31 protein-coding genes and 1 tRNA gene are annotated in these 24,557 nt (G+C 54.3%); 11 read left to right on the forward strand and 21 right to left on the reverse strand.

The window, feature by feature from the left end:
• Nucleotides 1–644: 644 nt before the first annotated feature.
• Both PFRI_RS15195 and PFRI_RS15205 read right to left on the reverse strand, forming a co-directional pair.
• Nucleotides 645–1,454, reverse strand: a complete 810-nt coding sequence (locus PFRI_RS15195; protein WP_072631552.1) for a hypothetical protein — start codon at nucleotides 1,452–1,454, stop codon at nucleotides 645–647.
• Nucleotides 1,455–1,821: 367 nt separating this feature from the next.
• The gene (locus tag PFRI_RS15205; protein ID WP_170124871.1) at nucleotides 1,822–2,580 is read right to left on the reverse strand and encodes a tyrosine-type recombinase/integrase; all 759 of its coding nucleotides are present in this window, start codon (nucleotides 2,578–2,580) and stop codon (nucleotides 1,822–1,824) included.
• A 468-nt stretch (nucleotides 2,581–3,048) separates the two neighbouring features.
• On the opposite strand from PFRI_RS15205, the gene pufB reads away from it, so the two are divergent.
• The 4 genes from pufB to PFRI_RS15225 all read left to right on the forward strand — a co-directional run bounded on the left by pufB (nucleotide 3,049) and on the right by PFRI_RS15225 (nucleotide 5,742).
• Nucleotides 3,049–3,201 (forward strand): light-harvesting antenna LH1, beta subunit, encoded by a 153-nt coding sequence (pufB, locus tag PFRI_RS15210; protein ID WP_072631555.1) that lies wholly within the window; start codon nucleotides 3,049–3,051, stop codon nucleotides 3,199–3,201.
• 12 nt (nucleotides 3,202–3,213) lie between these two features.
• Nucleotides 3,214–3,543: a light-harvesting protein gene (locus PFRI_RS15215; protein ID WP_072631556.1), complete on the forward strand. Its 330-nt coding sequence runs from the start codon at nucleotides 3,214–3,216 to the stop codon at nucleotides 3,541–3,543.
• Nucleotides 3,544–3,661: 118 nt separating this feature from the next.
• Nucleotides 3,662–5,080 carry a PucC family protein gene (locus PFRI_RS15220; RefSeq protein WP_072631557.1) on the forward strand — a complete coding sequence of 473 codons (1,419 nt, stop codon included), beginning with the start codon at nucleotides 3,662–3,664 and terminating at the stop codon, nucleotides 5,078–5,080.
• On the forward strand, nucleotides 5,077–5,742 hold the full coding sequence (locus PFRI_RS15225; RefSeq protein WP_072631558.1) for a hypothetical protein: 666 nt from the start codon (nucleotides 5,077–5,079) through the stop codon (nucleotides 5,740–5,742). The genes PFRI_RS15220 and PFRI_RS15225 overlap by 4 nt, the downstream gene beginning before the upstream one ends.
• 58 nt (nucleotides 5,743–5,800) lie before the next feature.
• Here PFRI_RS15225 and PFRI_RS15230 read toward each other — a convergent pair.
• From PFRI_RS15230 to PFRI_RS15240, 3 genes are all read right to left on the reverse strand, one after another.
• Nucleotides 5,801–5,877 (reverse strand) — tRNA-Arg (locus tag PFRI_RS15230).
• Nucleotides 5,878–5,932: 55 nt separating this feature from the next.
• Nucleotides 5,933–7,012 carry a CaiB/BaiF CoA transferase family protein gene (locus PFRI_RS15235; protein WP_072631559.1) on the reverse strand — a complete coding sequence of 360 codons (1,080 nt, stop codon included), beginning with the start codon at nucleotides 7,010–7,012 and terminating at the stop codon, nucleotides 5,933–5,935.
• A 4-nt stretch (nucleotides 7,013–7,016) separates the two neighbouring features.
• Nucleotides 7,017–7,256, reverse strand: coding sequence for an Lrp/AsnC family transcriptional regulator (locus PFRI_RS15240; protein WP_072631560.1), 240 nt, complete (start codon nucleotides 7,254–7,256; stop codon nucleotides 7,017–7,019).
• Nucleotides 7,257–7,393: 137 nt separating this feature from the next.
• On the opposite strand from PFRI_RS15240, the gene hisB reads away from it, so the two are divergent.
• The gene (gene hisB, locus PFRI_RS15245) at nucleotides 7,394–7,981 is read left to right on the forward strand and encodes an imidazoleglycerol-phosphate dehydratase HisB (RefSeq protein WP_072631561.1); all 588 of its coding nucleotides are present in this window, start codon (nucleotides 7,394–7,396) and stop codon (nucleotides 7,979–7,981) included.
• Nucleotides 7,982–8,620 (forward strand): imidazole glycerol phosphate synthase subunit HisH, encoded by a 639-nt coding sequence (gene hisH, locus PFRI_RS15250; protein ID WP_072631562.1) that lies wholly within the window; start codon nucleotides 7,982–7,984, stop codon nucleotides 8,618–8,620.
• 4 nt (nucleotides 8,621–8,624) lie between these two features.
• On the opposite strand, the gene PFRI_RS15255 is transcribed toward hisH, so the two are convergent.
• Entirely contained in the window at nucleotides 8,625–9,017 is a 393-nt protein-coding gene (locus PFRI_RS15255; RefSeq protein WP_072631563.1) for a DUF2147 domain-containing protein, read from the reverse strand.
• Between the two features lie 130 nt (nucleotides 9,018–9,147).
• On the opposite strand from PFRI_RS15255, the gene hisA reads away from it, so the two are divergent.
• From hisA to PFRI_RS15270, 3 genes are read left to right on the forward strand one after another with little or no spacing between them, the layout of a single operon-like run.
• A complete protein-coding gene (gene hisA, locus PFRI_RS15260) occupies nucleotides 9,148–9,873 on the forward strand; it encodes a 1-(5-phosphoribosyl)-5-[(5-phosphoribosylamino)methylideneamino]imidazole-4-carboxamide isomerase (protein ID WP_072631564.1) in 726 nt (241 codons plus the stop codon).
• Complete coding sequence (gene hisF / locus PFRI_RS15265) at nucleotides 9,866–10,627, forward strand: imidazole glycerol phosphate synthase subunit HisF (RefSeq protein ID WP_072631565.1); 762 nt, start codon at nucleotides 9,866–9,868, stop codon at nucleotides 10,625–10,627. The genes hisA and hisF overlap by 8 nt, the downstream gene beginning before the upstream one ends.
• Nucleotides 10,624–10,935, forward strand: coding sequence for a phosphoribosyl-ATP diphosphatase (locus PFRI_RS15270; protein WP_072631566.1), 312 nt, complete (start codon nucleotides 10,624–10,626; stop codon nucleotides 10,933–10,935). Before hisF ends, PFRI_RS15270 begins: the two co-directional genes overlap by 4 nt.
• Nucleotides 10,936–10,954: 19 nt before the next feature.
• Here PFRI_RS15270 and tilS read toward each other — a convergent pair whose 3' ends face one another.
• The 12 genes from tilS to ruvC form a co-directional block, all read right to left on the reverse strand.
• Entirely contained in the window at nucleotides 10,955–12,118 is a 1,164-nt protein-coding gene (gene tilS, locus PFRI_RS15275) for a tRNA lysidine(34) synthetase TilS (RefSeq protein ID WP_072631567.1), read from the reverse strand.
• Nucleotides 12,118–12,966: a tetratricopeptide repeat protein gene (locus PFRI_RS15280; RefSeq protein WP_072631568.1), complete on the reverse strand. Its 849-nt coding sequence runs from the start codon at nucleotides 12,964–12,966 to the stop codon at nucleotides 12,118–12,120. Before PFRI_RS15280 ends, tilS begins: the two co-directional genes overlap by 1 nt.
• Nucleotides 12,967–12,991: 25 nt before the next feature.
• On the reverse strand, nucleotides 12,992–13,534 hold the full coding sequence (gene pal, locus PFRI_RS15285; RefSeq protein ID WP_072631569.1) for a peptidoglycan-associated lipoprotein Pal: 543 nt from the start codon (nucleotides 13,532–13,534) through the stop codon (nucleotides 12,992–12,994).
• Nucleotides 13,535–13,577: 43 nt separating this feature from the next.
• Nucleotides 13,578–14,897 (reverse strand): Tol-Pal system beta propeller repeat protein TolB, encoded by a 1,320-nt coding sequence (gene tolB, locus PFRI_RS15290; protein WP_072631570.1) that lies wholly within the window; start codon nucleotides 14,895–14,897, stop codon nucleotides 13,578–13,580.
• A gap of 108 nt (nucleotides 14,898–15,005) precedes the next feature.
• Nucleotides 15,006–16,067 (reverse strand): cell envelope integrity protein TolA, encoded by a 1,062-nt coding sequence (locus PFRI_RS15295; protein ID WP_072631571.1) that lies wholly within the window; start codon nucleotides 16,065–16,067, stop codon nucleotides 15,006–15,008.
• 10 nt (nucleotides 16,068–16,077) lie between these two features.
• Entirely contained in the window at nucleotides 16,078–16,560 is a 483-nt protein-coding gene (gene tolR, locus PFRI_RS15300) for a protein TolR (RefSeq protein WP_072631572.1), read from the reverse strand.
• Nucleotides 16,561–16,563: 3 nt separating this feature from the next.
• A complete protein-coding gene (gene tolQ / locus PFRI_RS15305; RefSeq protein ID WP_072631573.1) occupies nucleotides 16,564–17,259 on the reverse strand; it encodes a protein TolQ in 696 nt (231 codons plus the stop codon).
• Nucleotides 17,260–17,373: 114 nt separating this feature from the next.
• Nucleotides 17,374–17,763 carry a tol-pal system-associated acyl-CoA thioesterase gene (ybgC, locus tag PFRI_RS15310; protein ID WP_072631574.1) on the reverse strand — a complete coding sequence of 130 codons (390 nt, stop codon included), beginning with the start codon at nucleotides 17,761–17,763 and terminating at the stop codon, nucleotides 17,374–17,376.
• Between the two features lie 6 nt (nucleotides 17,764–17,769).
• Nucleotides 17,770–18,399, reverse strand: a complete 630-nt coding sequence (locus tag PFRI_RS15315) for a hypothetical protein (RefSeq protein WP_072631575.1) — start codon at nucleotides 18,397–18,399, stop codon at nucleotides 17,770–17,772.
• A 47-nt stretch (nucleotides 18,400–18,446) separates the two neighbouring features.
• Nucleotides 18,447–19,472 (reverse strand): Holliday junction branch migration DNA helicase RuvB, encoded by a 1,026-nt coding sequence (gene ruvB / locus PFRI_RS15320; protein ID WP_072631576.1) that lies wholly within the window; start codon nucleotides 19,470–19,472, stop codon nucleotides 18,447–18,449.
• A 51-nt stretch (nucleotides 19,473–19,523) separates the two neighbouring features.
• Complete coding sequence (ruvA, locus tag PFRI_RS15325) at nucleotides 19,524–20,192, reverse strand: Holliday junction branch migration protein RuvA (RefSeq protein WP_072631577.1); 669 nt, start codon at nucleotides 20,190–20,192, stop codon at nucleotides 19,524–19,526.
• Entirely contained in the window at nucleotides 20,189–20,695 is a 507-nt protein-coding gene (gene ruvC / locus PFRI_RS15330; protein ID WP_072631578.1) for a crossover junction endodeoxyribonuclease RuvC, read from the reverse strand. The genes ruvA and ruvC overlap by 4 nt, the downstream gene beginning before the upstream one ends.
• A gap of 362 nt (nucleotides 20,696–21,057) precedes the next feature.
• Here ruvC and PFRI_RS15335 point away from each other — a divergent pair, with 362 nt between their 5' ends.
• A complete protein-coding gene (locus PFRI_RS15335) occupies nucleotides 21,058–21,264 on the forward strand; it encodes a DUF1127 domain-containing protein (protein ID WP_072631579.1) in 207 nt (68 codons plus the stop codon).
• Nucleotides 21,265–21,362: 98 nt separating this feature from the next.
• On the opposite strand, the gene PFRI_RS15340 is transcribed toward PFRI_RS15335, so the two are convergent.
• From PFRI_RS15340 to PFRI_RS15350, 3 genes are all read right to left on the reverse strand, one after another.
• Nucleotides 21,363–21,716 (reverse strand): hypothetical protein, encoded by a 354-nt coding sequence (locus tag PFRI_RS15340; RefSeq protein ID WP_072631580.1) that lies wholly within the window; start codon nucleotides 21,714–21,716, stop codon nucleotides 21,363–21,365.
• 107 nt (nucleotides 21,717–21,823) lie between these two features.
• Nucleotides 21,824–22,699 (reverse strand): 50S ribosomal protein L11 methyltransferase, encoded by an 876-nt coding sequence (locus tag PFRI_RS15345; RefSeq protein WP_072631581.1) that lies wholly within the window; start codon nucleotides 22,697–22,699, stop codon nucleotides 21,824–21,826.
• 22 nt (nucleotides 22,700–22,721) lie between these two features.
• A complete protein-coding gene (locus PFRI_RS15350; protein ID WP_072631582.1) occupies nucleotides 22,722–23,954 on the reverse strand; it encodes an MFS transporter in 1,233 nt (410 codons plus the stop codon).
• Between the two features lie 143 nt (nucleotides 23,955–24,097).
• On the opposite strand from PFRI_RS15350, the gene PFRI_RS15355 reads away from it, so the two are divergent.
• Nucleotides 24,098–24,382 carry a DUF6958 family protein gene (locus PFRI_RS15355; protein ID WP_072631583.1) on the forward strand — a complete coding sequence of 95 codons (285 nt, stop codon included), beginning with the start codon at nucleotides 24,098–24,100 and terminating at the stop codon, nucleotides 24,380–24,382.
• Nucleotides 24,383–24,557: the final 175 nt, after the last annotated feature.

Consider the following 24,557-nt stretch of genomic DNA (forward strand, 5'->3'; position numbering starts at 1 on the left):
TCGATGGTTGAGCAAACTCTACATTAAACTGAGGGAAGTTTCGGGGGGCAGGTCAAACCTGATAGCGTCTTGGAAAACACTACGGCCCCATTCTGCCGGTGCAATATGCGCGAATTTGGGACGAGGAGGCACAAAAGTTTCTGCAAAATAATATCCGGTATCTTGCCGAAAAGTAGAAACGAGCGCGGCACCATGATTATGGTTCCAATCGGGATAGTGAACGCCAATGGCAGCGAGCTTATCCCTGTTTTGATAGGAAAACTGTTGCAGCGTGGTCGTGCCTGTCTTGTGCCAACCGATATGTAGAATGCAATGTGACATCATCCTTCTCCAAACGTCTTAGGGGCTTTGCCGTTGACCCTCATACCATGACGTAGACGCAATGAAATGACGAGAAAACCAAAGCGAACCTTTAGATGAACAATGTGATAGCCGGAAAGTCCGCAAGAACTAAATCGCTCCGCGATATGGCGATTGGGCCGTGATTTGCGAGCGCTGGACTCAAGTGGTCGACCCATCGGGCAATGCGCCTGTACAATCCGGCCCCACTTAGTCATCGCCAACAACGCGAAGTTTGCTTCTCCGGTCCAATTGCATCTCAGGCCGGAAATTTCACCCGTTCGCGAGCAGGCGGTCCGACAGGTCTATATCGGCAGCGGAGATACCGGAATTTTCTGCAGACACCTGTAGTCGGTGCCGTCAATACTCGAGATGAGTGAAAGGTAGCCTCCTATATTCTCAATATACCCTAGCAGTATGTTTTTCTCCAATTGTGTACAAGAAATAGTCCCTGTTTTGGCCTCAATCATCTGAGCACCTGGTTCTACAATATCTTTATTCACATTGCCGAAATGCAATAAGTTTGCCTGATCTCTGGCAGGCCAGCCACATACTGATGCGCAGATGACTAGGTAAAACTCGCCGACCTTATGAATTTTGGTAGAAAAATAGGTGCTTTCTAGCTCGTTTTTCTTTGGTTCACGTTTCGTCACGTAAACACTGAATAGGAGGGTTTGTTCTCGGGGATCGTACGAGCCGATTAATTCGGATGATCGCTCTTCTTTCTCTTTCAGTTGGAACCGGTCAGACGAACGGTCAGAAACCAAATGACTGAATACTGGAGCCAAGTTCCCTTCGCCCAATCCATAATATGATCCATAAGTTTCCAGTTTATTGAGGCTATTCTGTAGACCCACTGTGAATTTTATCGTCGTAAGGCAGAATTTGGAGCTTTTAGAAGGATGTATTGAATAATGCTGGTCATCGACCGGCGAATGGTCTTGCGCTTCCGATCCAAGGGAGCGGCGGTTCGCTTGATCCAGCTCAGGAATATGCCGTAATGTCCCCGCCGACTTTAGGCCAAGTACCACTGACCCATCTTTTGCTAGGCTCGCCGAAAAGAGCTTTCTGCTTGTTCCGTTGATCATGTGAGTAAAATAGATCTTATCTTTCATGGCAACAAAAGCATCCCTAGTTTCAAATTCTCTCGAACGTAAGCCAACGTATTGCCCACGTTAGTCGGACCATCCCTCAATTTCAAATTAACCTGTGGAGTGAGTAGATTACCCTCGGCCCGTGCTGCGTCGCATTCGGCGGATGCAGCGGTTCATGATGCGCTGACGCTCGCCAACCAAAACCTTCATCGATGCTTTCTTGCGCTCGATCCGGAGGTGCAGCTTGGCCAGCCTGCGCAGCTCCAATTCATTCGCGAACCGGAGCCATGCGGCGTGAAGGCCGAACAGGGGCGTGGTTGGCCCGCCATTGTGACCAATCCCCGCGGGTGTCTGTGTAGTGGGTGCCGCTGTACAGTCGCAGTCGTGTTTAGCCATCGCTGACGACGCGCAGCTTGCTTCTCCGGTCCTCTGGCATTTCAGGCCGGAAGTCCCAGCCATGTTTGAGCAGACGTTCGGAGAGGTCATCGGGGGCCAGTTTTCGATATCGGTTCGCCATGTCAGCTTTTGACCAGCCCCCCTGGTCCATGAGCCCCCCAAAGTCGCGGGTCTGCGCATAGAACCAAGTCGCCCATGTATGGCGTAACACGTGGGGCGTCACGTCGTCTCCGAGGCCAGCCAGGTCCCGTGCTTTGTTAAACGACGCCTGCATCTGCCCGCCACCGCCTTGGATCAGTTTTATCTCTTTGCCGTAGGGGGTTCGGAACATGCGGCCTTTGATCGGCAGATCACCCATGAGTTCGACCGAACGGTCCGGCAGTTTCACCCACCGCGCCGAGCTGCGTGTCTTGCCTGCACCCACCTCGATCGCGGGGATCCAGAGCTGCGCCGAGCCTCCATTCCAATCGGCGACGTTGACTGCGAAGCACTCACCGGTCCGACAGCCGGAGCCGAGCAGAAACGCGACCTTGGCCAGCGTGTAGGGTTCGGGGTTGGCGTGGCGTGGCAGTGTCATCGATGCAGCAGCCTGAAGCAACGCCTCCGCTTCCTCTGGTGTCAGCCAGCGCACCCGCTTGTTGTCTGTGGATGGTCGTCGCCGGTTGCCTTGGGCCCACCGGATCACCGCAGTGATGGGAACCCGCACCTGACGTCGGATCGTATCTGGGGCGCGTCCTGGATAGATTGCCACGCCTGCGTTCACGATTTCTGGTTCGTCGATATCCTCGATCAGTGTCGCCTCGCCAAAGTGTCGGATCAGTTTCGGCAGAAACCGTGCCTCTCCTCCTGCATCGACGTATCCCTTCGCAGCCTGCCAAAACGGTGTTCCGGTGCGCTGGGCTACTGGATTGAGACGACGGTCCCAGAGCTCGCGGTAGAGTTTTTCGGCGTGTCATGTGAACGCTTTCGCACAACAATCCCCCAAATAATTTACAAGCGATTTTTTCGCGCCGTGATAAGTAATTTTACGCAGTTGATTTTGCTATACTTTTTCTGACTTTAGGAACTCTCGCAGCCAAAGTGTCAACTTTGCGTTACATTGACGATGTCAATGCCTTGTGACAAAATGTCGCTCATGGGAGACTGTTTTTAAATTCACACTATGTTTTGTAATGGAATTTCAATGACTTGCTCCCTCCACCGTTAAAGGAGGACTCAAATGGCGGATGAAAACAAAGTTTGGCCAACTGGCCTAACGCTAGATGAAGCAGAAGAAGTACACAGCTATCTTATTGATGGCACACGTGTTTTCGGCGTGATCGCACTGCTCGCACACATGCTTGTCGCAATCGCGACGCCTTGGCTGGGATAGAGGAGACACACTATGAATAATGCAAAAATGTGGCTTGTCGTATCTCCGACAGTTGGCGTTCCGTTGTTTCTTGGCGCAGTAGCTGTCGGCTCTTTTGCTGTGCATCTTCAAGTCGTTAAGAACACATCTTGGGTAGCTGACTTCTTGCAAGGCGTTCCTATGGGCACCGGCGACAAGATGGCAGCAGCCGCGATTGTTGACGAATCGGCGATGAAAGCAGCGACCGTATCTTACGCGGTGCCTGCAAAGGACGGACTTGAAGTGACCGTTATCCTACCGGATGGCACACAAACTCAAGCAATCCTGAAAGATCCGCAAAAGCTTCAGGCAAGCGATCTGTAGCTTTTGGCTTACTAAAAACGATTGGGCCTGCCACGCTATTGCAGGTGGGCCCCATCCCACCCAATTTTAGACCTTAAGGAACAATGGCGCTGCAACGCAGTGTCATAGATCAACTCAAATGTTCAACTACCGCACCTTCGCCACTCAGAAACTCGCGAATATGGGAACGAAATATTTCCCTTTCGCCGATGTCGCGAGCGAAGATGTACCCCTTTCACGCCTGTTGCGCCTCTCACTGTTCCAAGTGACCGTAGGCATGGCGCTCGTCATGTTGGTGGGTACGCTGAACCGTGTAATGATCGTTGAGCTTTCTGTCCCCGCCACTTTAGTTGCAGTCATGTTGGCATTGCCACTTGTGTTCGCCCCTTTTCGCACTCTGATCGGCTATAAATCAGATACGCACGTCTCTGCCCTTGGTTTAAGGCGCATTCCCTACATCTGGAAAGGCACGCTTTGCCAATTTGGCGGTTTCGCGATCATGCCTTTTGCACTTTTGGTGCTCTCTGGTTACGGCGAAGCCTATGACGCTCCGCGCTGGATCGGATTGAGCGCCGCTGCGCTATCGTTCCTTCTGGTCGGTGCGGGCGTGCATATCGTGCAAACTGTTGGTTTGGCTCTGGCAACTAATTTGGTCAAAGAAGAAGATCAACCCAAAGTCGTCGGTCTGATGTATGTGATGCTTTTGCTCGGCATGATGGTCAGCGCTCTAATCTACGGTGCATTGCTCGAACACTACACCCCCGGTCGCCTTGTGCAGATCATCCAAGGGACGGCTGTGATCACTGTCGCGCTCAACCTATGTGCCATGTGGAAGCAAGAAGCGCGCAATCGTGAGCGCGCACAAGAAATGAAAGTCGCAAAGCCCCTGCCCTTTAAGGTCGCTTTTACCAATTTGGCGCAAACAGAAGGGATGATACGTCTCTTAATCGTGATTTGCCTTGGCACCTTTGGATTTGGCATGGCCGATGTTTTGCTAGAACCCTACGGTGGCCAAGCCTTGGGTCTTTCTGTTGCGAGCACCACGAAATTGACTGCGCTTTTTGCAGGCGGCACGCTTATTGGCTTCGCCATCGCGTCGCGGCTTTTGAGCCAAACAAGCTTGCCTCACAACGTGGCCCTAGCGGGGATTGCTTTTGGCATTCCCGGATTTGGCGCAATTATTTTTGCCTCCCTCGATGGTGGCACGATCAGCTTTTTAATTGGAACATTCCTTGTGGGTGTCGGCGCAGGTCTATTTGGCCACGCAACTCTGACCGCGACCATGCGCGCGGCACCACGTGAACAGGTCGGCCTCGCGCTTGGTGCATGGGGTGCTGCGCAAGCGACATCCGCAGGACTCGGCGTTGCATTGGCAGGTGTCGTACGTGATCTTGTTGTCGGCTTGCAAGGGGCGACTGGAAACGTGGCGCAAACACCCTACAATATAGTGTTCACGATAGAAATTATCAGCCTAGCGGCCGCCATCCTTGTGATTTGGCCCTTGCTCAAAAAGACGACGAAACGCAATATACCATCCAACCAAGCGGAGGCCCTATGACAACTCTCATTTCACGCCTATTTGCCGATGAAGCCACAGCACAACGTGCCGTGAAGCAAATGATGTTCCGAGGCTTCCCAAGCCGTTCGTGCATCCTGATCAGCGATAGCGACACGGCAGAAGCGCATCTCGCACGCGCAAAAGTGCACGAGAGCGCCATTGCGCCCTATGCCGCTGCGATTGCTGCTGGCAACGTCGCTTTGATTGTCCAAGCGACCTACAAACCTCTTGGTGCAGCCCGCCTCGCGCGCGACATCATGGGTAAACTAGACCCGCTGGACGCAAGCGGCGCAACTGAAGAGCATGTTCTCCCCTGGCAGCCCGACCACGCACCAAGCGTGATGAAGGACCACCCGCTGTTCTTCTCCGTGGTTGATATTCCTGTGCCGCATGGTCCAATCACCGCGAACTTCGGGATGCGCATGACAAAGCCCCATCGCACAAAACGACCTTTGAGCAACAAGCGCGCCTCGCGCCCGTTTTGGCCTATGCCGCTGGTCAGCAAAAAGAAACGCTCGAACTCGGTTATGAGCGGTGGTCGCAAGATGTCCCGTATGTTCTGGCCCATGCCGCTCTTGTCGAGCAAGCCGCGGCGCAAGTCCGTAATCCCAGGCGGCGGCACACCGTTCTCAAGCCGCTTCGGACTTCGCACTGTCTCTTAAGTCCGGAGAATAATTATGTAAAAACGGCGCTTTTTTCATGTTTAACGACCAAAGAAACTGGCGATCCCGGGAGGAATCGAACCCCCAACCCCCTGCTTAGAAGGCAGGTGCTCTATCCAGTTGAGCTACGGGACCGCGCGGATCAATCTATCGCGCGAAGCGATGGGATGTTGCAAGCAAAAACACAGCCCTAAATGTCGAGTTCTGACAAAATTTCGACCCGATCCGCGTCTCTTGCAGGTGCACTCTTCAAGCGCGCAATCTTCCCATCAAAGCGCGGCGCTGCGCTAGCTTGCAGATGACCATTCTCAAAACCCCATGTTTCGCGCTCTTTCATATGAGGATCTTGTGCGGCTTCCCAAGGGTTCAAAACGACAGCAACGCAAGCGTCTGACCCTTCAAAATGCAACGCCCATTCAGCGCGCGATTTTTCTAGAAAAATTGCCGCGAACCGCGCTGTTTGAGCGCCCCATTGGCGCCCGTCATGCTGCGCGCTCATCGTTTCGTCCGCCTCAAGATCCAAAGCAACGAGAAGTGTCTTGTAAAACTGCGGCTCTAGCGCCTGCACAGTGATATGCCCACCGCAAGCGCACATATAGCTACGCGACCAATGCGGCCCATCAAGCAAGCTCGCGCCGCGTATTTCGGATAGGCCACCACCCTGCCCCAAAGCCATCAACAAATTCATCATATGGGCTGAACCATCCACAATCGCCGCATCCACAACACAGCCCTGCCCTGTGCGTCCCGCTTTGATAATCCCTGAAAGGATGCCAGCCACAAGATACAATGCTCCGCCACCAATATCACCCAGCAGCGTTGCAGGCGTCACAGGCGCATCATCGGGCAAGCCCGCGTAATAAAGCGCGCCGGACGTGGCGATATAGTTCAGATCATGACCCGCCTGAAACGCACGTGGTCCCGTTTGTCCCCATCCTGTCATGCGCCCGAAAACCAGATTGGGGTTGTCCGCATGACATACCTCGGGCCCCAAACCCAAACGTTCCATCACCCCCGGGCGAAACCCTTCGATCACCCCATCACTCTGCGCGATCAAAGCGCGTGCAACTTCCAAATCAGCGCGGTCTTTCAAATCCAACGCGATCGAACGCTTGCCACGATCGAGCAAACTCGCTTCTGCGGTGATGCTGCCAGCCTTTCCCTTACGGTGGATCACGGTGACCTCTGCCCCCAAATCCGCGAGCATCATGCCCGCAAAAGGCGCAGGGCCAAGCCCTTCTATCTCAACGATTTTAATCCCGTCGAGCATTTTTCTAGAACGCTTTGAACGTCATCGTCGTCAAGGACCGCTCGATCCCTTCAATCGGCAACAAATGCTCATTGATATATTTGCCAATATCTTCGCCCTCTGGGATATACATCTTCACGATCAAATCATACTCGCCCGATGTCGAGTAAATCTCTGAGTGAATTTCCTCGAATGCAATCTTTTCAGCAACCGTATAGGTCGTGCCGGGTTTGCATCTGATTTGAACGAAAACGCATGTAGACATCTTGGGCAATCCTTATGTTTCTTACGTCAAAGCTGGCACGAAGGTCACGCCAGCGCAATCGCGAAACGTGAGCGCTTGGCCTGCGCCGCGCGGCTGCTATAAGGGCCGCAACTTGCAAAGCTTTAAGGAGCGCCCCAATGCGGACGGCTAACGTAACACGCGCAACTGCCGAAACGGACATTTCCGTTAAGATCAACCTCGACGGCACAGGTGTCTATGACAATCAGACCGGCGTTGGTTTCTTCGATCATATGTTGGATCAACTGGCGCGCCACTCGCTCATTGACATGACCATCCGTGCCAAGGGTGATTTGCACATTGATGATCACCACACGGTGGAGGACACAGGCATCGCGCTCGGTCAGGCCCTCACACAGGCACTTGGCGATAAACGTGGAATTGTGCGCTATGGCGCGTGCCACTTGCCGATGGATGACGCGCAGGTGCGCTGCGCTTTGGACCTCTCTGCGCGCCCTTTCTTGGTGTGGAATGTCGAGCTGCCAACGCAAAAAATTGGTACTTTTGATTGCGAACTCGTGCGCGAATTCTTCCAAGCCTTTGCAACGCATGGAGGTATCACATTGCATGTTGATCAATTGCACGGTTTCAACAGCCACCACATCGCCGAGGCCGCCTTCAAAGCCGTCGCGCGTGCGTTGCGCATCGCGGTTGAGACGGATCCACGCAAATCGGATGCAGTACCTTCAACCAAAGGAACGCTCTAAGTGCTCACAGCAATTATTGACTATGAGAGCGGCAATCTGCACTCCGCCGAGAAAGCCTTTGGCCGCATGGCATCAGAGGCTAACGCAGGTGAGGTCGTCGTCACGAGCGACGCAGACATTGTCGCGCGCGCAGATCGCATTGTTTTACCTGGGGACGGAGCCTTTCCAGCCTGCGTGAAAGCGCTCAAAGGAACGGGCGGCTTGTTTGATGCCTTGCAAGAAGCGGTTACGGTCAAAGCCCGCCCTTTCCTAGGCATCTGCGTTGGAATGCAGCTAATGGCGAGCCTTGGACGCGAGTATGAAGATACTGATGGTCTTGGCTGGATCGACGGTGAAGTGGTCAAGATTGACCCTGCCGACAAAAGCTTGAAAGTGCCGCATATGGGGTGGAATGATCTGGTGATCGACACGCCCCACCCTGTGTTTGAAGGCATTGAAACGGGTGATCACACCTATTTTGTGCACTCTTATCACTTCGATGTCACCAAACCCTCTGAGCGCCTTGCCCATGTGGATTATGCAGGGGACATCACTGCAATCGTCGGACGTGATACGATGCTCGGGATGCAGTTTCATCCAGAGAAAAGCCAGCAGGTCGGCCTGCGGCTAATCTCTAATTTTCTAACTTGGTCGCCGTAAGCGTCTAGTTTACGCGGCTCCACGTACCACCGTCACGACATACACCCAAAACGCAGCCCTGCACTGTGAGCTTGTTGCCTGACAGCTTGAGTTTGCCGTTGTAGGTCTTATCGCGATCAGGGGAATAGGCTTTGCCTTTGGCGTAATTACCGCCACCTGTGTTGACCATATCCCAAATCAGTTTGCGACCTTGGTTCTCGGATTTGAACGCTTTTCCTGATGAGTCAAACGAGTTTGTCAGCACGCCACAAATTTTACTGCCACACGCGGACACGTTGATACGACCGTAGTTACCGTTGTCATCTTTCGTGGTTTGCCAAGTGCCAAAGACCGGATCAGCAAACGCGCCAGTGGCAGCGATCAACGAAAGCGCGGCGGCTGTTAGAAGTGTTTTCATGATTTTCTCCCTTTTGTTTGGACAAAGAGTGCAAGGACGCCTGCGACAAAGCAAGAGTTGACGCTGCGCCCGTTGCAAAATCGACGATCTCGTGCGATGGGATGCGCGAGTAATAAAAAGGCTTTGCGCTATGATCCTCTACCCCGCGATTGATCTGAAAGACGGCCAAGCTGTGCGTTTGCTGCGCGGCGAAATGGACAAGGCGACTGTGTTCAGCGACGACCCTGCCGCGCAAGCGCTAGAGTTCGTGAATGCGGGTTGCGAATGGTTGCATCTGGTTGATCTCAATGGCGCATTTGCGGGTGAACCAGTGAATGCTGCCCCTGTCGAGGCGATCTTGAAAGCGTGCAAAGTCCCCACACAATTGGGTGGCGGTATCCGCGATATGGCAACGATCGAGCGTTGGCTCGAAAAAGGTTTGCAGCGCGTGATCCTTGGAACGGTTGCCGTCGAAAACCCTGATCTGGTGCGCGAAGCCGCCAAGGCCTTCCCGGGTCACGTGGCCGTCGGAATTGATGCGCGCAATGGCATGGTCGCCACAAAAGGCTGGGCCGAAGAGACGAATGTCGAGGTGACAGACCTTGCCCGCTCGTTCGAGGACGCAGGCGTGGCAGCGATCATATACACTGACATCAACCGCGATGGCGCAATGCAAGGACCGAATATCGAGGCGACAGCAGCATTGGCGCGCGCAGTGTCCATTCCTGTGATCGCTTCTGGTGGTGTGTCCTCTCTGGACGATCTGATCGCATTGCGCGATTGCGGAGCTGGCTTGAACGGCGCGATTTCTGGGCGCGCGCTCTATGATGGCGCGCTTGATCTCACCGAGGCTCTCAAGGTGCTTGGAAATGCTTAAAACGCGTATCATCCCCTGCCTCGACGTGGCTGACGGGCGCGTTGTTAAAGGCGTCAACTTTGTTGGTCTGCGCGATGCAGGCGATCCTGTTGAGAGCGCGCGCGCCTACGACCTTGCTGGCGCGGATGAGCTTTGCTTTCTCGACATTCACGCAACCCATGAAAACCGTGGAACGATGTTTGATGTCGTGCGGCGCACCGCTGAGCAATGCTACATTCCTTTAACCGTTGGTGGCGGCGTGCGCGAAGTTGATGATGTGCGCGCACTTTTGCTCGCGGGGGCTGACAAGGTAAGCTTCAACTCTGCCGCTGTCGCCAGCCCTGACGTGTTGTCAGAGGCCGCAGATCAATTCGGTAGCCAGTGTATTGTTTGCGCAATTGATGCAAAAACCGTTGAACCCGGTCGTTGGGAAATTTTTACGCACGGCGGCCGCAAGTCCACAGGGATTGATGCCGTCGAATTTGCCATGCTCGTGGCTGAAAAAGGCGCTGGTGAAATATTGCTGACCTCCATGGATCGTGATGGAACAAAATCAGGTTTCAACCTTCCGCTTACGCGCGCGATTTCGGATGCCGTCAATGTGCCGGTGATTGCCTCGGGTGGCGTTGGTAATCTTGATCATCTTGTCGAAGGTGTCACGCAAGGTGGCGCAAGCGCGGTCTTGGCCGCTTCGATTTTCCACTTTGGTGAATATACAGTGGCACAAGCAAAGGCGCATATGGCCGCCGCAGGTATTCCGGTGAGGTTAACATGAGCGTTTTGCACGAATTGTTCGAGACTATAGAAGCGCGCAAAGCCGAGGGTGGCGCGCAGAGCTGGACAGCAAAGCTGTTCGCAAAAGGGCCTGAGAAATGCGCTGAGAAGTTTGGCGAAGAAGCGATTGAAGCCATTATCGAAGCGGTAAAAGGCGACAAAGCAGCATTGCGATCTGAGGCCGCGGATGTGCTCTATCATCTGTTCGTTATGCTCGCTGCACGAGATGTGACATTAGCAGAGGTCGAGGATGTTTTGGCGCAGCGCGTTGGCACCTCTGGCATTACTGAAAAAGCATCGCGTCCCTGAGCAGCTTTGGGATTTAAGTTTATTTTGAAAGATGAAGCGGGTTGGCGGTGCTTGCGCTCCAATTTGGATCGGGCCTTGCAATGGGAGCCGCGACAAGGGTCTCACCCAGCCAAATCGCTGGCGTGCCCAGCAATGAGCGTCGCGGCAAAAGAGCTGTATCGCGCCAATTTGGAATATGTCTGAGGCCTGCTTCGCCGAGTGGTTTGATGACGTGCGACGCACAGACCGGGCCTTTGATGAGCCAACGCATTTCTTTTGCTTTGATTGCGTTTGGCTCGCGCGTGAGACGCAAAGTCTCGCCGTGATGGTAGGCTAGGCATCCATGCAGCGTTTGTGCGGTTAAGCTTGATCGCAGATCTGACAACGCACTAAAACGCGGGCGATATAGATTACCCGAGATATTGCACAAAGCGCGGCTTAAGACGCGCGCGGCAGTCTCCAAAGGGGCGATTTGCAACGCGTTGAAGTTGAAAACAGCGTCACCATGATCCGCCCATGCGTTTTGTTCGATCCATCTATCCGCAGCCGTTTCGAGGACGTCAGACGCCGCACGCATCCAGTCAGCAGTTTGACTAAGGCGCTGGGTGGTGAGGCCAAGGTCATCAAGGTGCGGCTGGGCTTGGCGCATTTTAACACGTGTGAAACGCGGGTCTTGATTGGAAGGATCTTCGCTCCAAGTCAGCCCGTGCTCGTGCAGGTATGTTTGCAAATCGTGGCGCAACGTACCCAGCAGCGGGCGTACAAAACGAACGCCGTTGCGCTCAAACATCTCAGGCATCGCCGCAAGCCCATCCACGCCAGAACCACGCGCGAGACGCATCAGGAAACCTTCTGCGACATCGTCCTTGGTATGTCCTAGCGCAACAGCATCAACGCCCTTTTGCAGCGCCCAATCACTCAAAGCCACGTATCGTTCTGTACGCGCACGCGCTTGCAAATCAGAGCCATCGTTGAGATCTAATTTCAGGATATCATGCGGAATTTTGAGACGCGCACAGAGTTGCGCAACCTGTCGTGCCTCTGCCTGCGCGTCGACCCGAAGACCATGATCCACAGTCACAGCCCGCAATGCGTCGGTGCCCGATAACTGAGCACATAGGATCAAAAGCGCCGTTGAGTCACTGCCGCCAGAGACCGCTACACCTAAAGGGCGATAGCCACTCAGGAGAGGTTCGTTGAGCATTAATTGCAGCTCAGCGCGGCCATTTCAGCTTGGGCGCTGCTTGCCGCAGATGTGCCGGCGTGGCGAACACCTACCTCGCCCAAAGTCACGCAAGCCTCGGAAACTTTGCCGAGACGACCCAAAGTGCGACCCAAACGAAACAACGCTTCCGGCGCGACATCGCTGGAGGGGTCACGGGAATAGCCCTCAAGATACGCGCGTGCAGCTTCGCGGGTGTTGCCTGCTGCGTCATGCGCTTCGCCCTGCATTAGGCGCGCCTGACCTTCCAAGGGACTGCCGGGGTAATTTTGCGTAAAAAGCTCGAACTGGGCCGCCGCGCCAGCAGCATCACCACCATCCATCAGCGCTTTGGCCGCGTCAAAATCCGCTTGTTCGCCCATGGCAAGCTGCGCGCTACTAGAATCCGTCCCACTTGGTGCAGCAACAACCGCAGGTGTTGCGGGGGCTGCTCCACCACCGCCAAGCGTACTGGTTTCACCGAGCGTGCTGACGTCACCACCCTCTAATTCAACCAAGCGAAATTCCAGATCGCCAATGCGGTTCGTGCCGTCTTTCACAATGGAATCAATACGAAATTCAAGCTGTTCGATCTCACCTGTGAGGCGTTGTAATTCACCTTCTACAGACGCGATCCGCTCGCCCGCGGAACTGCCGCCAACTGCTGGCGCTGAGCCACCAGTCGTAGACAGCTCCCGCTTGAGGCGCTTCATTTCAACGGACAACACCGTCAGATCCTGACGAATATCCGCCAAGGTCTGCTCATTGCTACTTTGCGCCAAACCCGCAGTCGCAGCGATACAAAGAGACAGCGCGGCCGCTGCAAAACCATTCGTCAAACGAGCCGTCATATGTCTCTTCCCTTAGAACCAGATCTTAACCGGAGAGCCCTGCTGCAAGCACAGTCACCGCGCGTCGGTTCTTAGCATAACAGCCCTCTTGGCTGCAAATCTCAATCGGGCGTTCCTTGCCAAAACTCACAACACGAAGTCGCGAGCTGGCGATGCCTTTGGACACAAGATAGTCGCGAACAGCGTTTGCACGGCGCTCCCCCAGAGCCACGTTATACTCGCGCGTGCCTTGCTCGTCGGCGTGCCCTTCGATGATGGCGGTGTAGTCAGAGTTTTGCGTCAACCAACGGGTCTGCCCATCAAGGATCAAGCGGCCCTGCCCGTTCAGCGTGGATTGATCCACTTCAAAGAGCACACGGTCGCCAACGCTTTGCTGGAAGAAGGCCACTGAGGTTGGATCATTTACCCCGCCCGTGCCTTCAAAACTGTTGCCAGCACTATCATCGATACCCGTGCTTGGGCCTGCGTTCAGGTCAACGAAATCATCGCCCTCAAAATCGGATTTGTTCGAGCAAGCGGCAAGCGCAAGCACACTGGTCAGTAGAACTGCCTTGGTGATCATTTTCATCTGTCTGTCTCACTGCTTATTGTTATGTTTCTAGACGTCTTATTTAGCGTTGAAGCGGTGACCATGATGGATCAGATGCGCCGCCTTCAGTTGGAATGCGTTTCAGGTTTCGCCCCGAAATATCAACGGAGTAGAGCGAGGCCGAGCCAGTCGCACCTTGGGTTTCACGCGTGAACATGATCACACGACCATTAGGCGACCATGTCGGCCCTTCATCAAGAAAAGACGCGGTTAGCAAGCGTTCCTCAGAGCCATCCGTGCGCATCACGCCGATGTGGAAGCGTCCTTTGGATTGCTTGGTAAACGCGATCAAATCACCGCGCGGCGACCACACAGGGGTGCCGTAGCGCCCTTTGCCAAAGCTGATGCGCTTTGGCTCGCCACCATTGGCACCCATGATATAAATTTGCTGGCTGCCAGAGCGATCGCTCTCGAACACGATACGGCTACCATCGGGACTATAGCTTGGCGCGGTTTCAATCGACGGTGCAGAGGTAAGACGCGAACTAGATCCGCTCGCAATGTCCATGCGGTAGATGTCGGTGTTGCCGCCGCGCGCAAGAGAGTAAACCACAGTGCGCCCATCAGGCGAGAAACGCGGTGCAAAGCTCATCGAGCCTTCTTGGCTTTCAAGAACCCGACGCTGCACGTTACCTACATCCAGAACATAGATGCGTGGAAAGCCTGTTTCATAAGACGTATAAAGCACGCGGTCCCCTGTCGGAGAAAAACGCGGCGCAAGCACAAGATGCTCGGAACCGGTCAAATACTGCACATTCGCGCCGTCATAATCCATGATCGCGAGACGCTTGCGACGCTTGTCCTTTGGCCCCTGCTCAGACACATAAACCACACGACTATCGAAATAGGGATCTTCACCCGTGATGCGCGCATAGACTTGGTCAGCCACTTTATGCGCCATACGACGCCAACCCTGAGTGGTGCCAGCAAATTGCAAACCAGAGCCAAGCTCGGCACCAGAGAACACATCATAGACACGGAACTTAACGCTCAGGTTCGATCCGCTTACGTTAACGGCCCCCGTGACCAAAGCTTGCGCGTTGATCGCTTTCCAATCGGCGTATTGCACAGGTGCGTCAAAGCTGGTGAGTTGGCTAATATAGGCCGTACGCGGCACTTCGCGAAACAGGCCCGTCCCCGCCAGATCACTGACGACGACACGTGCAAGACGCTCGGCGAAGTCATTGGCCGCACTGCTTTCCGCCACAAAATTAGGCGCAGCAAAAGGCATGGGTTCGACCACGCCTTCGGTAATTTCAATGCGAAGCGGGCCGCTTTGCGCGAGGCTTGCGAAAGGCAATGCGCACATTGCCAAAACTGCGATACAAATTCTCAGGGTCATTGCCTGTCCTGCTTGTTCTTTTTCCCACACCCTAAGGCGTGCTCATGTTATAAAAAAGGGCTTTGCGCCCTATCGGCAGGTGCTTGCCGAGTTTGTGACCAATCAGACTCACCGAATGCGCATATCTTTCGGATTGAAGGTCATCTCGATCTCTTTCCACTGCTCGTATTTATCATCCGGCAGTTCGTAACCCTCTTTCTGACAGCGCAAAACGGCACGGCGCGCAGATTGGAAGGCGGTTTCGACCGCCGAGCCTTCGCCACCAGTTGAGCTGACAAGGCGCAAACTACCAGGCGTGACCTTGCCGCGCACATCCATCGACATGCCGATAACCACTGTCACATTCGCCGCTTGGCTGCCCACATCTACGACCCAACAGTTCTGCACCGCGAGGCGAAGCGCGTTCGTTTCACCTGCCGTCAACGTGGGCCCGCTCGTCTCATCGCTCGCCGCGGGTTCACCCAACGCTTCGGCCAACGCAGCATTCACAGCCGCCGACGTATCCGGCGCAGAGGCCGTTTCACGCGGCCTAGATTTGGGGCGCACTGTAGACGTTGGCGCTGATGCCGCGGGTTGCTCTGCTTCTGTCACAATCTCAGTTGCCGCCTCTTCAGGGGCTGTCTGCGATTGCTCTTCCACGACTTGCTCTGCGTTTTCATCGGGTTGCGTCGCTTCTTGTGCAGTGTTGTCAATTGCAACATCCGGCTCAGGTGCGGCCACGGCTTCGGGTGCAACGCGGTCCGCAGGACGCGGCTTTGGACGCAATGACGTATCAGGTGCTGCGTCAGGAATAACCACCGCTTCTGGCTCAGGCGCAGGTTCTGGCGCAGGTTCCGGTACGGGCTCTGGCTCAATGACAGGCTCAGGGATCGGCTCTGGCTCTACAATCGCAGGCGGTTCTGGCCTTGGATCTGGGATCTGTTCCGGTTCGGGCACAACTGGTGTTGGCTCCGTCTCAGGCTCTGGCGCGCTGAGCACCGGTTCAGGCGCAATCGGTTCAACATCAGGGGGCTGTGCAGGCGCTGTAAGTGCTGCGAACTCCGCTTCAGAGATCACCGAAATATCCATGCTCGGCAATTCAAGCGGCTCCGCTTCAAACAGCCCGCCGAACAAGGCATAGCCGAGCAGCAGCGCGTGACCGCCTGCCGAGATATAGGTGCTCTTTTGCACCGCGCGCGCCCTAGTTGTCCGCTAGATCGGCGTTGAGCTCAGGACCGCCGGTATCTGTCACAAGGCCAATGTCGCTAAACCCGCCTGCGTTCAACGCCCCCATGACCTGCATAACTTGCTCATAGGCCACGGCACCATCTGCGCGCAAATAAACCCGCGTGCTGGAACGCTCTGCAGCGATCGCTTGTAGCTTGGTCACAAGTTCCGCGCTTTGGGTTTCTGTCGTCTGGATCAAAATGCGCCCGTCGGCTGCGATAGTCACCGTCAACGGCTCTTCCGCATCAGAGGGCAACGCGCCAGCAGCGGTTTTTGGCAACTCAACCGGCACACCAACGGTCATCAGCGGTGCTGCAACCATAAATATGATCAACAGCACCAACATCACATCGACGAACGGTGTAACGTTGATCTCCGCCATCGGCTTGGCACGCCCACCGCGCCGTCTGCGCCGCTTGCCGCCACCGCTGTCTTTTTGAATGACACCCGCGCTCATGGCTTAACTGTCCAACTGGCGGCTAAGAATGGTGGCAAACTCATCGGCAAAGGCTTCGTAGCCGCCAACGATACGATCACTATCCGCGCTGAATTTGTTGTAATAGATCACGGCTGGAATCGCTGCGAGCAGCCCTAGACCTGTTGCCAAAAGCGCCTCCGCAATCCCGGGGGCGACCACGGCAAGGTTGGTGTTTTGCGCTTCTGCAATCTCGATGAAAGCATTCATGATGCCCCAAACCGTTCCGAACAGACCCACGAATGGCGCGGTTGATCCCACCGTTGCCAAGACCGACAGGCCCTGTTGCAACTCTTCCGCTTCTTTCGCGATCGCCACGTCCATAGAGCGGTCAATCCGGCTTTGCGCGCCTGCAATCAAACCACCGTCCACACGATGCGAGCGGCGCCACTCTGTCATACCAGCTGCAAAAATCTTCTCTGACGCCCCATTAGGCTGGGCACCTATTGTCTCAAACAACTGGTCCAGCGGCTCACCCGACCAAAACGCTTGATCAAACACAGCCTGCTCAGAGCGCGCCGTGCGGTACTGCATGTATTTCTGCACCACGATGGACCATGCCCAAATCGACGCGACAACCAGCATGATCATCACAAGTTTTACGGTTATCGTCGCGCGCGCAAAAAGCGCCCACATGGAGAAATCAATCTCCTGCGCCATCGCAAGGGTTTCTGCTTCCATTTGCCTGCTCTTCTCAAATCCGGCCACTCATGCGGCTCTTAATATGATCAACCTTAGACGATATTAGCGACAAAACCAATATCTGGCGCGCATCAAGCCTGCGATCGGCTGAAATCAGTGAACGATTCGGCGGATATTCGCTGGAAGTCTTGTGAGCTGACCTTCAAGCGTGAGCGCAACGAGGGTTACTTGCGCTGAAAAAAGTACGTCAGTGCCACGCGTGACATCTTGCTTCAACACAATTCGCGCGCCCGTCATTTGCTCTACGGACGTGCGCACGATCAGCTCGTCATCAAAGCGCGCAGGCACCAGATAATCCGCTTCGACGCGGCGCACGGCAAAAACCAAACCGTCGTCTTCTTTCAAACGAACCTGATCAATACCCTGTTCACGGACCCATTCGGTCCGGCCACGCTCTATGAAACGCAGGTAATTGGCATAGTACACTATCCCCGCAAGGTCGGTGTCTTCATAATATACCCGCAAACTAAATTCATGCATAATTCGCGCCTATTGCTTTTTCGGCATACGCGCAGCCAAACGCAACGCATGGCTCGGGTCATTCGCGGCGATGGGCATGACGGCATCATAGGCAGCCGCCAAAAGCCCTGAAATCTCCGGCTTCACGATCACGCCGCCATCGTCCATCAGCGCTAAAGGCGACACGCTGACAAATGCGCGATCCGACCAAAGCACCATCATCTGCACCGCTTGACTGAGCGCCAAGGTCTCGGCTGGCACGTTACTCATATGTTGGTCCATGCGAATAAAGGTAAAGCACGCCTTGATCGCGCCCTCCTCATCAAAGCGAAACACGCGGTATTGATTGGCGTCCACCGCACTCACGCGCGCGACCATTCCTGTCAAATCAGGCACCAGCTCATCAAGCTTGGGAACCTCAAGCAGCTCGGCCCATTCATTAAAGAAGAAAAACATCGCATTGCTGCCAAGCTCAGGGTCGGTTTCCGCCATATGATGATTGGACACCAAACACACCGCTTCAATCGCGCCTTTGACCACCTGCAACGTCTCGTCCGTTACGCCAAAAACAACCGGTGAAATTGCTCGCCCCCAGCGCGCAAACACATATCTTTCATCCGAGCGCGTAAACAGCGCCTCAATCTCTGTTGCATCCAACATTGATCTTCATCTTTCCAAATAAACTTCCCGCGGAGCGTCCCGCACTCTCACCCAAACAAACCCGCTTGATCAGGGCCATTTGGTGCGGCCATTCCTAAATGAGTCCATGCCTTTTGCGCAAGCATTCGCCCACGCGGGGTGCGCTGAATTAGACCTTGTTGCAACAAGAACGGCTCAATCACCTCTTCGAGCGCATCCCGACTTTCCGACAACGCTGCTGACATGGTTTCAATCCCTACAGGTCCGCCCTGATAATTCTCCGCAATCAAACGCAAGTACCGCCGATCCGCGCCATCCAGCCCCAGCTTGTCCACACCAAGCCGCGTCAATGCCATGTCCGCCAATTCACGCGTGACACGACCATCCCCTTCGACCACCGCAAAATCCACGACTCTGCGCAGCAAACGCCCCGCAATACGTGGTGTACCGCGCGCGCGTTTCGCGATCTCGCGCGCACCCCCTTCATCCGCAGGCGTACCCAGCTTGCGCGCGTTGCGCTCTACAATCGTGAACAGCTCGTCCTCTGTATAAAACTCCAGTCGCGTCGGAATACCAAAGCGATCTCGCAACGGCGTGGTTAGCAAGCCAAGCCGCGTTGTTGCCCCAACAAGCGTAAAGGGCTGTAATTCAATGCGCACTGTGCGTGCAGCAGGTCCTTCACCAATCACCAGATCCAGCTCAAAATCTTCCATTGCCGGATAAAGCACTTCTTCAATCGCAGGATTAAGACGGTGAATTTCGTCGATAAACAAAACGTCTCGCGATTCCAGATTGGTCAAGATCGCCGCCAAATCCCCAGCTTTCGCCAAGACAGCACCAGAGGTCATGCGAAACGAAACGCCCAATTCGCGCGACATAATCTGCGCCAGCGTCGTTTTGCCCAAACCAGGTGGACCATGAAACAACGTGTGATCCATCGCTTCCCCCCGTCTTCGCGCGCTCTCGATAAACACTTTCAGGTTCGCCCGCGCAGCCGCTTGGCCGATAAATTCATCAAGCGCTTGTGGACGCAAAGCGCGATCATTGTCTTCGGGCAACTCTGCCGGACGCATGGTGGGATCTGGATCAATCATCGACATTCTTTTCTGCGAAGACGTCTGTCAGGACGGATGAGCACGCGCGGATCATGATTTTGGCGCAAGCAGCTTTAGCGCGGAACGGATTAGCGTGGACACATCCGCATCAGGCTCAACACCTGCCGCCTCTGCCACGGCTCCTGCTGCATCAGAAGGTGAATAGCCAAGATTACCCAAAGCCGACAACGCTTCCGCCTGAGCAGAGGCATTGGGGGCTGAAATCTTGCGCTTTGGTGTCTCAATCACGTCGAAATCATCCGACGCAGGCACTTCTCCCATCGCTTCCGCAACAGAGCCGGTTCCCATCGCCATCACGCCCGGCGCTTTGTCTTTCAATTCAATCACCACACGCTGCGCCGTTTTCGGCCCAACGCCTTTGGCCGCCTTGATCGCGGTGACATCGCCCAGTGCAATCGCGCGGCTGACACCATCAGCGCCCAAAGCCCCTAGGATCGCCAAAGATGCTTTCGCGCCGATACCCTGCACGCTCATCAACAAACGGTGCCACTCTTTCTCAACCAGCGATGTAAAACCGAACAGCTGCAAGTTATCTTCACGCACCAACAGATCCGTATATAAAGCGACAACTTCGCCCGCCCCCGGCAAACCTGCCAAGGTGCGGTCCGAGCAATACACCATATAACCGACGCCGCGCACGTCGATCAGCACGTGATCGCCCGCGCGGTAATCTATGCGTCCTGAGAGTTTCCCGATCATCCGTTCGCCGCCTCTTTCGCTTTTTCCCATACACGAGTGGAGCGCGTATAGTGCGCGTGACACATAGCAATCGCAAGCGCGTCTGCCGCGTCGGGGCCATTCAATACAACACCGGGCAATTGCAGCTTCACCATATGCTGGATTTGCTCTTTCGCGGCATGTCCTACACCCACGATCGTTTTCTTCACTTTATTCGGAGCGTATTCGCCGATCTCAAGCCCCGCCTGCGCAGGCACCAACAAAGCAATGCCACGCGCTTGACCAAGTTTCAGCGTCCCTGCCCCGTCCTTGTTCACAAACGTCTGCTCGACTGCTGCCGTGTCTGGCTGGTATTCACGCACGACCTCACTAAGCTGACGGTGAAGTGAGAGCAAACGCAGGCTCAAATCCTTACCTTCTGACTTGCAGACCCCGTTGCCAAGATGGCGCATACGGCTGCCGTCCACCTCAATCACCCCCCAGCCCATGTTACGTAGACCCGGATCAATCCCTAAAACACGCATGCTGCTCTGCACCTATTGTTACCGATCATATGATCTGTTGTTTTTTTGTTGCAGTAGCACGAAACGCGAACAAAAGGAAAAGGAAAGTTAACAAATGTCGGATTTATCCACAGGCGGTCCAAAAGCGACATGACTTCCTTTTATACATTCAAAATCGTCACAGACCAAGCCAAACACGACATGCCAACAGCCACAATTTTACCATATTTTTAAGTGCCTTAACGTCACTTTCTGCCATGCAGCATTGGCATGGCTCCCATGCAAAAAACATTAGTTGTCGAACCGCATCGACCCTCCTAGATGAGGCTCAGAACACAACATTGACCAGCCCCAAAGGCGGTCCGCACCAAAGGAATACGATCATGGCTGTTATCGACAACACACGCTCCACATCCGTCTCTGGCGGCGGTTTCTCCGCGCTGGTTAACCTCTTCGCTGCTGTCTCCACATGGAATGACGCGCGCCAAACACGCAAGTCGCTGAACGCTCTCAGCACACGTGAGCTGGAAGACATCGGTCTGTGCCGCGGTGACATTGACGATGTTGCTCAGGGCAATTTTCGCTTCTAAGCATCTCGCTTCACGACTTTGAATTAAAAAAGGCCGCTGCATCATCTGCAGCGGCCTTTTCTATGCGCGGATCAATGCGCAACTAGTCTTGGAAGCGACTATCGAACGAGAGGTGCGATCCCTTGGATGACCGCATTTGTGAGAGGATCAATAACGAGAACAAAGGATCCGATTTTTTCAACAACGTTTCCTGCCGCCAATGCGGTGAGCTGCTCTTCGTATGCTGTAAGTCCAACATTCAAAACGGCTAGCGCTTTGAACACGGTGATGAGCACAAAAAAGAGCATGATCAAACGCAGTGGCACGGTGGACCACAAACGCGATTTCTTGCGTGGAACAACTTGAATGAGACCGTTTTTGTCAACGATCGTCATATAATCCGTGGATGCCTGCCGTTTTTGATCCGGCAAAAGCACAAAACCTGTTTTCTTATGGAGCAGGGAATTTCCCATGGCAGCCTCCTGGTGATTGGCCCCCACCAATCGTATTCATTCTAACTAAACTTCAAATGTGGCGAAATCTGGGCAAATGCGGCGATATCGTCATAAATGCTCTGAAATTAGTCCGCTTTGCGAAGTGTTAATGACGACCATTCACCAATCTCTTCCCGGTAGGTAAGATTGGTTCCAGATCGTGCATAAACTTCGATGATCTCATCGGCCTGCTCGTTCAAAATTCCCGAAAGAATCAGATACCCACCCGCCTGTAGATTCGCGCACATCTCGGGTGCGAGCATAATCAGCGGCCCTTTTAGGATATTTGCAAAGATCAAATCGAACGGCGTCGCAGCACTCAACTCAGGGTTATCAAAGCCAGCGGCTTCGACACATTTCACACGTCCCTCCAGCCCATTTGCTGTCACATTGACCTTCGCCACATCTACAGCGACCTCATCAATGTCACTTGCCAAGACCTCATTTGGCCAAATCCGCGCCGCGCCCATCGCCAGAACAGCTGTACCGCAACCTATGTCAGCGACGGATCGCCCAACAAAGCCCTCCCCCGCGAGACGATCCAATGCGCGCAAACAACCAAGCGTCGTGCCGTGGTGCCCTGTGCCAAAGGCCATCGCCGCTTCGATCAGCAAAGGTTCGCACCCTTCAGGCACCTGATCTGCATCATGACTGCCATACACAAAGAAGCGTCCTGCGTACACAGGCGCGAGTTCGCGACGCACATGCGCGACCCAATCTGTTTCTGGCACCTCGGAAACGACAAAAGGTTTCGCGCCAAAGGCGGCGGCCAGCAAATCAAGCCCGCCCGCATCTGGGCTTTCGATGAAATAGCCACCCACTTCCCAAAGGCCCGATCCATCTTCGACTTCAAACACGCCGATTCCCGTTGGTTCCGGTATCAGTCGCTCCATCGCATCTCCCAAACGCTCTGCTTGGTCTTTGCCCATCAAGGTGGTCAACGCTGTGTATGTAATGCTCATGCGAGAGGTCTTTCTTGGAAAATCATTCAGCCGCCGCAAGGACGGGTTTCGTGAGACGTGTTTCATTGCCAGGTGCCGGATGGCGCGGGATCAACAAAGCCAACAGCAGTGATATGGTCGCCATACCAGCCGCCGCGATAAACACCGCAGATGGCGATGTCAGCCACAGATACCCCAAGAGCGCGGGCAAAAAGACAGCCGCGATGTGATTGATGGTGAAAGCGACAGCCGCCGTCGGTGCGATATCGCCCGGGTCGGCAATCTTCTGAAAGTAGGTCTTCAGCGCAAGCGCGAGCGCAAAGAAGATATGATCAAGAACGTAGAGCCCCGCAGCAATCACGACGCCCCAACCGAACCAATAAATCCCGCCATAGGCCAGAAACACCGCTACAAGCCCCGCATATTCAAACAAAAGCGTGCGTTGTTCCCCAAAATACGCCACGGCGCGCCCCATCAAAGGCGCAACAAAGATATTGATGACCAAGTTGATCAGAAACAGTGCGGTGATCTCATGCACTTCAAAGCCAAAGCGCTCGACCATCATGAAGCCTGCGAAAACCAGAAAAATCTGTCGCCGCGCACCGGCCATGAATTGCAACGCATAATACAGCCAATAACGTTTGCGCAGGATCATCTTTTTGAGCTGTGGATGCGGTGCGTCAAACTGAGGATATATAAAGAAACAGGCCAGCGCGATCAGCGCCGTCAGCCCACCTGAAGCCAGATACACAAAGTTATAACTCAGCCCAAAAGTTTCCCAAGTCAGCACAATCGCGCCATAGGCAAGCAACGTGGCACCAGATCCAGCCGCCAAGAGCCAGCCCAGCATCTGCGGCGCACGCTTTTTGTCGATCCATTGCAGTTGAAGCGATTGGTTTACCGTTTCATAATAGTGAAAGCCGATAGAGCTCAACATCGTTAACGTCAAAATACCGCCCATTGAAGGGAACCAAGCCGTAATTCCGGACGCGACTCCAAGCATGATCAGCGAGACCAACCCAAGGACTTGCTCGCGCATGAAAATGATGATCGCGATCACGCCAACCGCGAAAAATCCGGGGATTTCACGCACAGTATGCAGCCATCCGATGTCGGAACCATCAAAGCCAGCGGCTTCAATCACGAAGTTATTCAGCAACGCAGACCACGTTGAAAACGCGATCGGCATCGCAATCGCCATAACAAACAAAAGCGCAATTGGTCTGCGCCAAAGCGGCAACGCTTGTGCATCTTGAAGGGTAACTGGTTTCATCACCTCCCCTTATGCCCCTTTAGCCACATTGGCGAGAAGGATTTGGGCTTCACAGCCTTCATGCAAAATTGGCGGCATCGCTTCGGACTGGCCGGTGTCACCAAAAAGCATCTTGGCGACTAAATCAAAAACGATATTCTCTTTTTATGTCCCTTGAAAAAATTACTATCGAAAATGTAAATTTTCCCGATCACACCGAAAATGTGCGGGCGGATAAATACCAAGACATGCGTGTCGCTTTGCTCAAGATTATGCCCGTCAGCGCTCCGGGATTGCCCTTCTCCGAAATAAAAGAAGCCACGAAGCCACATCTGTCGCCCGACCTTTTCCCAGAAGGAAAAACATCCGGTTGGTGGGCCAAATGCGTGCAACTCGACTTAGAAGCAAAGGGGCTGGTCGCCCGCACCAAAGCCACACCCCTCACGTTCTAGAAAACCTAACCCCTACTTTGGTCTCTCAATACCTCGGGAGTACGGGGGTTAACCCCTACTCAGTTCAGGTTCCCGAACGCAATCATCGGTAGCCAAATCATTTACACACGGGCGCGCCTCTAGGCTCAGGACCCATTAATTGCCTTGATGCTGGTTTGTCGTCATGATTCACGAA

Source organism: Planktotalea frisia (assembly GCF_001890925.1).
Lineage (GTDB): Bacteria > Pseudomonadota > Alphaproteobacteria > Rhodobacterales > Rhodobacteraceae > Planktotalea > Planktotalea frisia.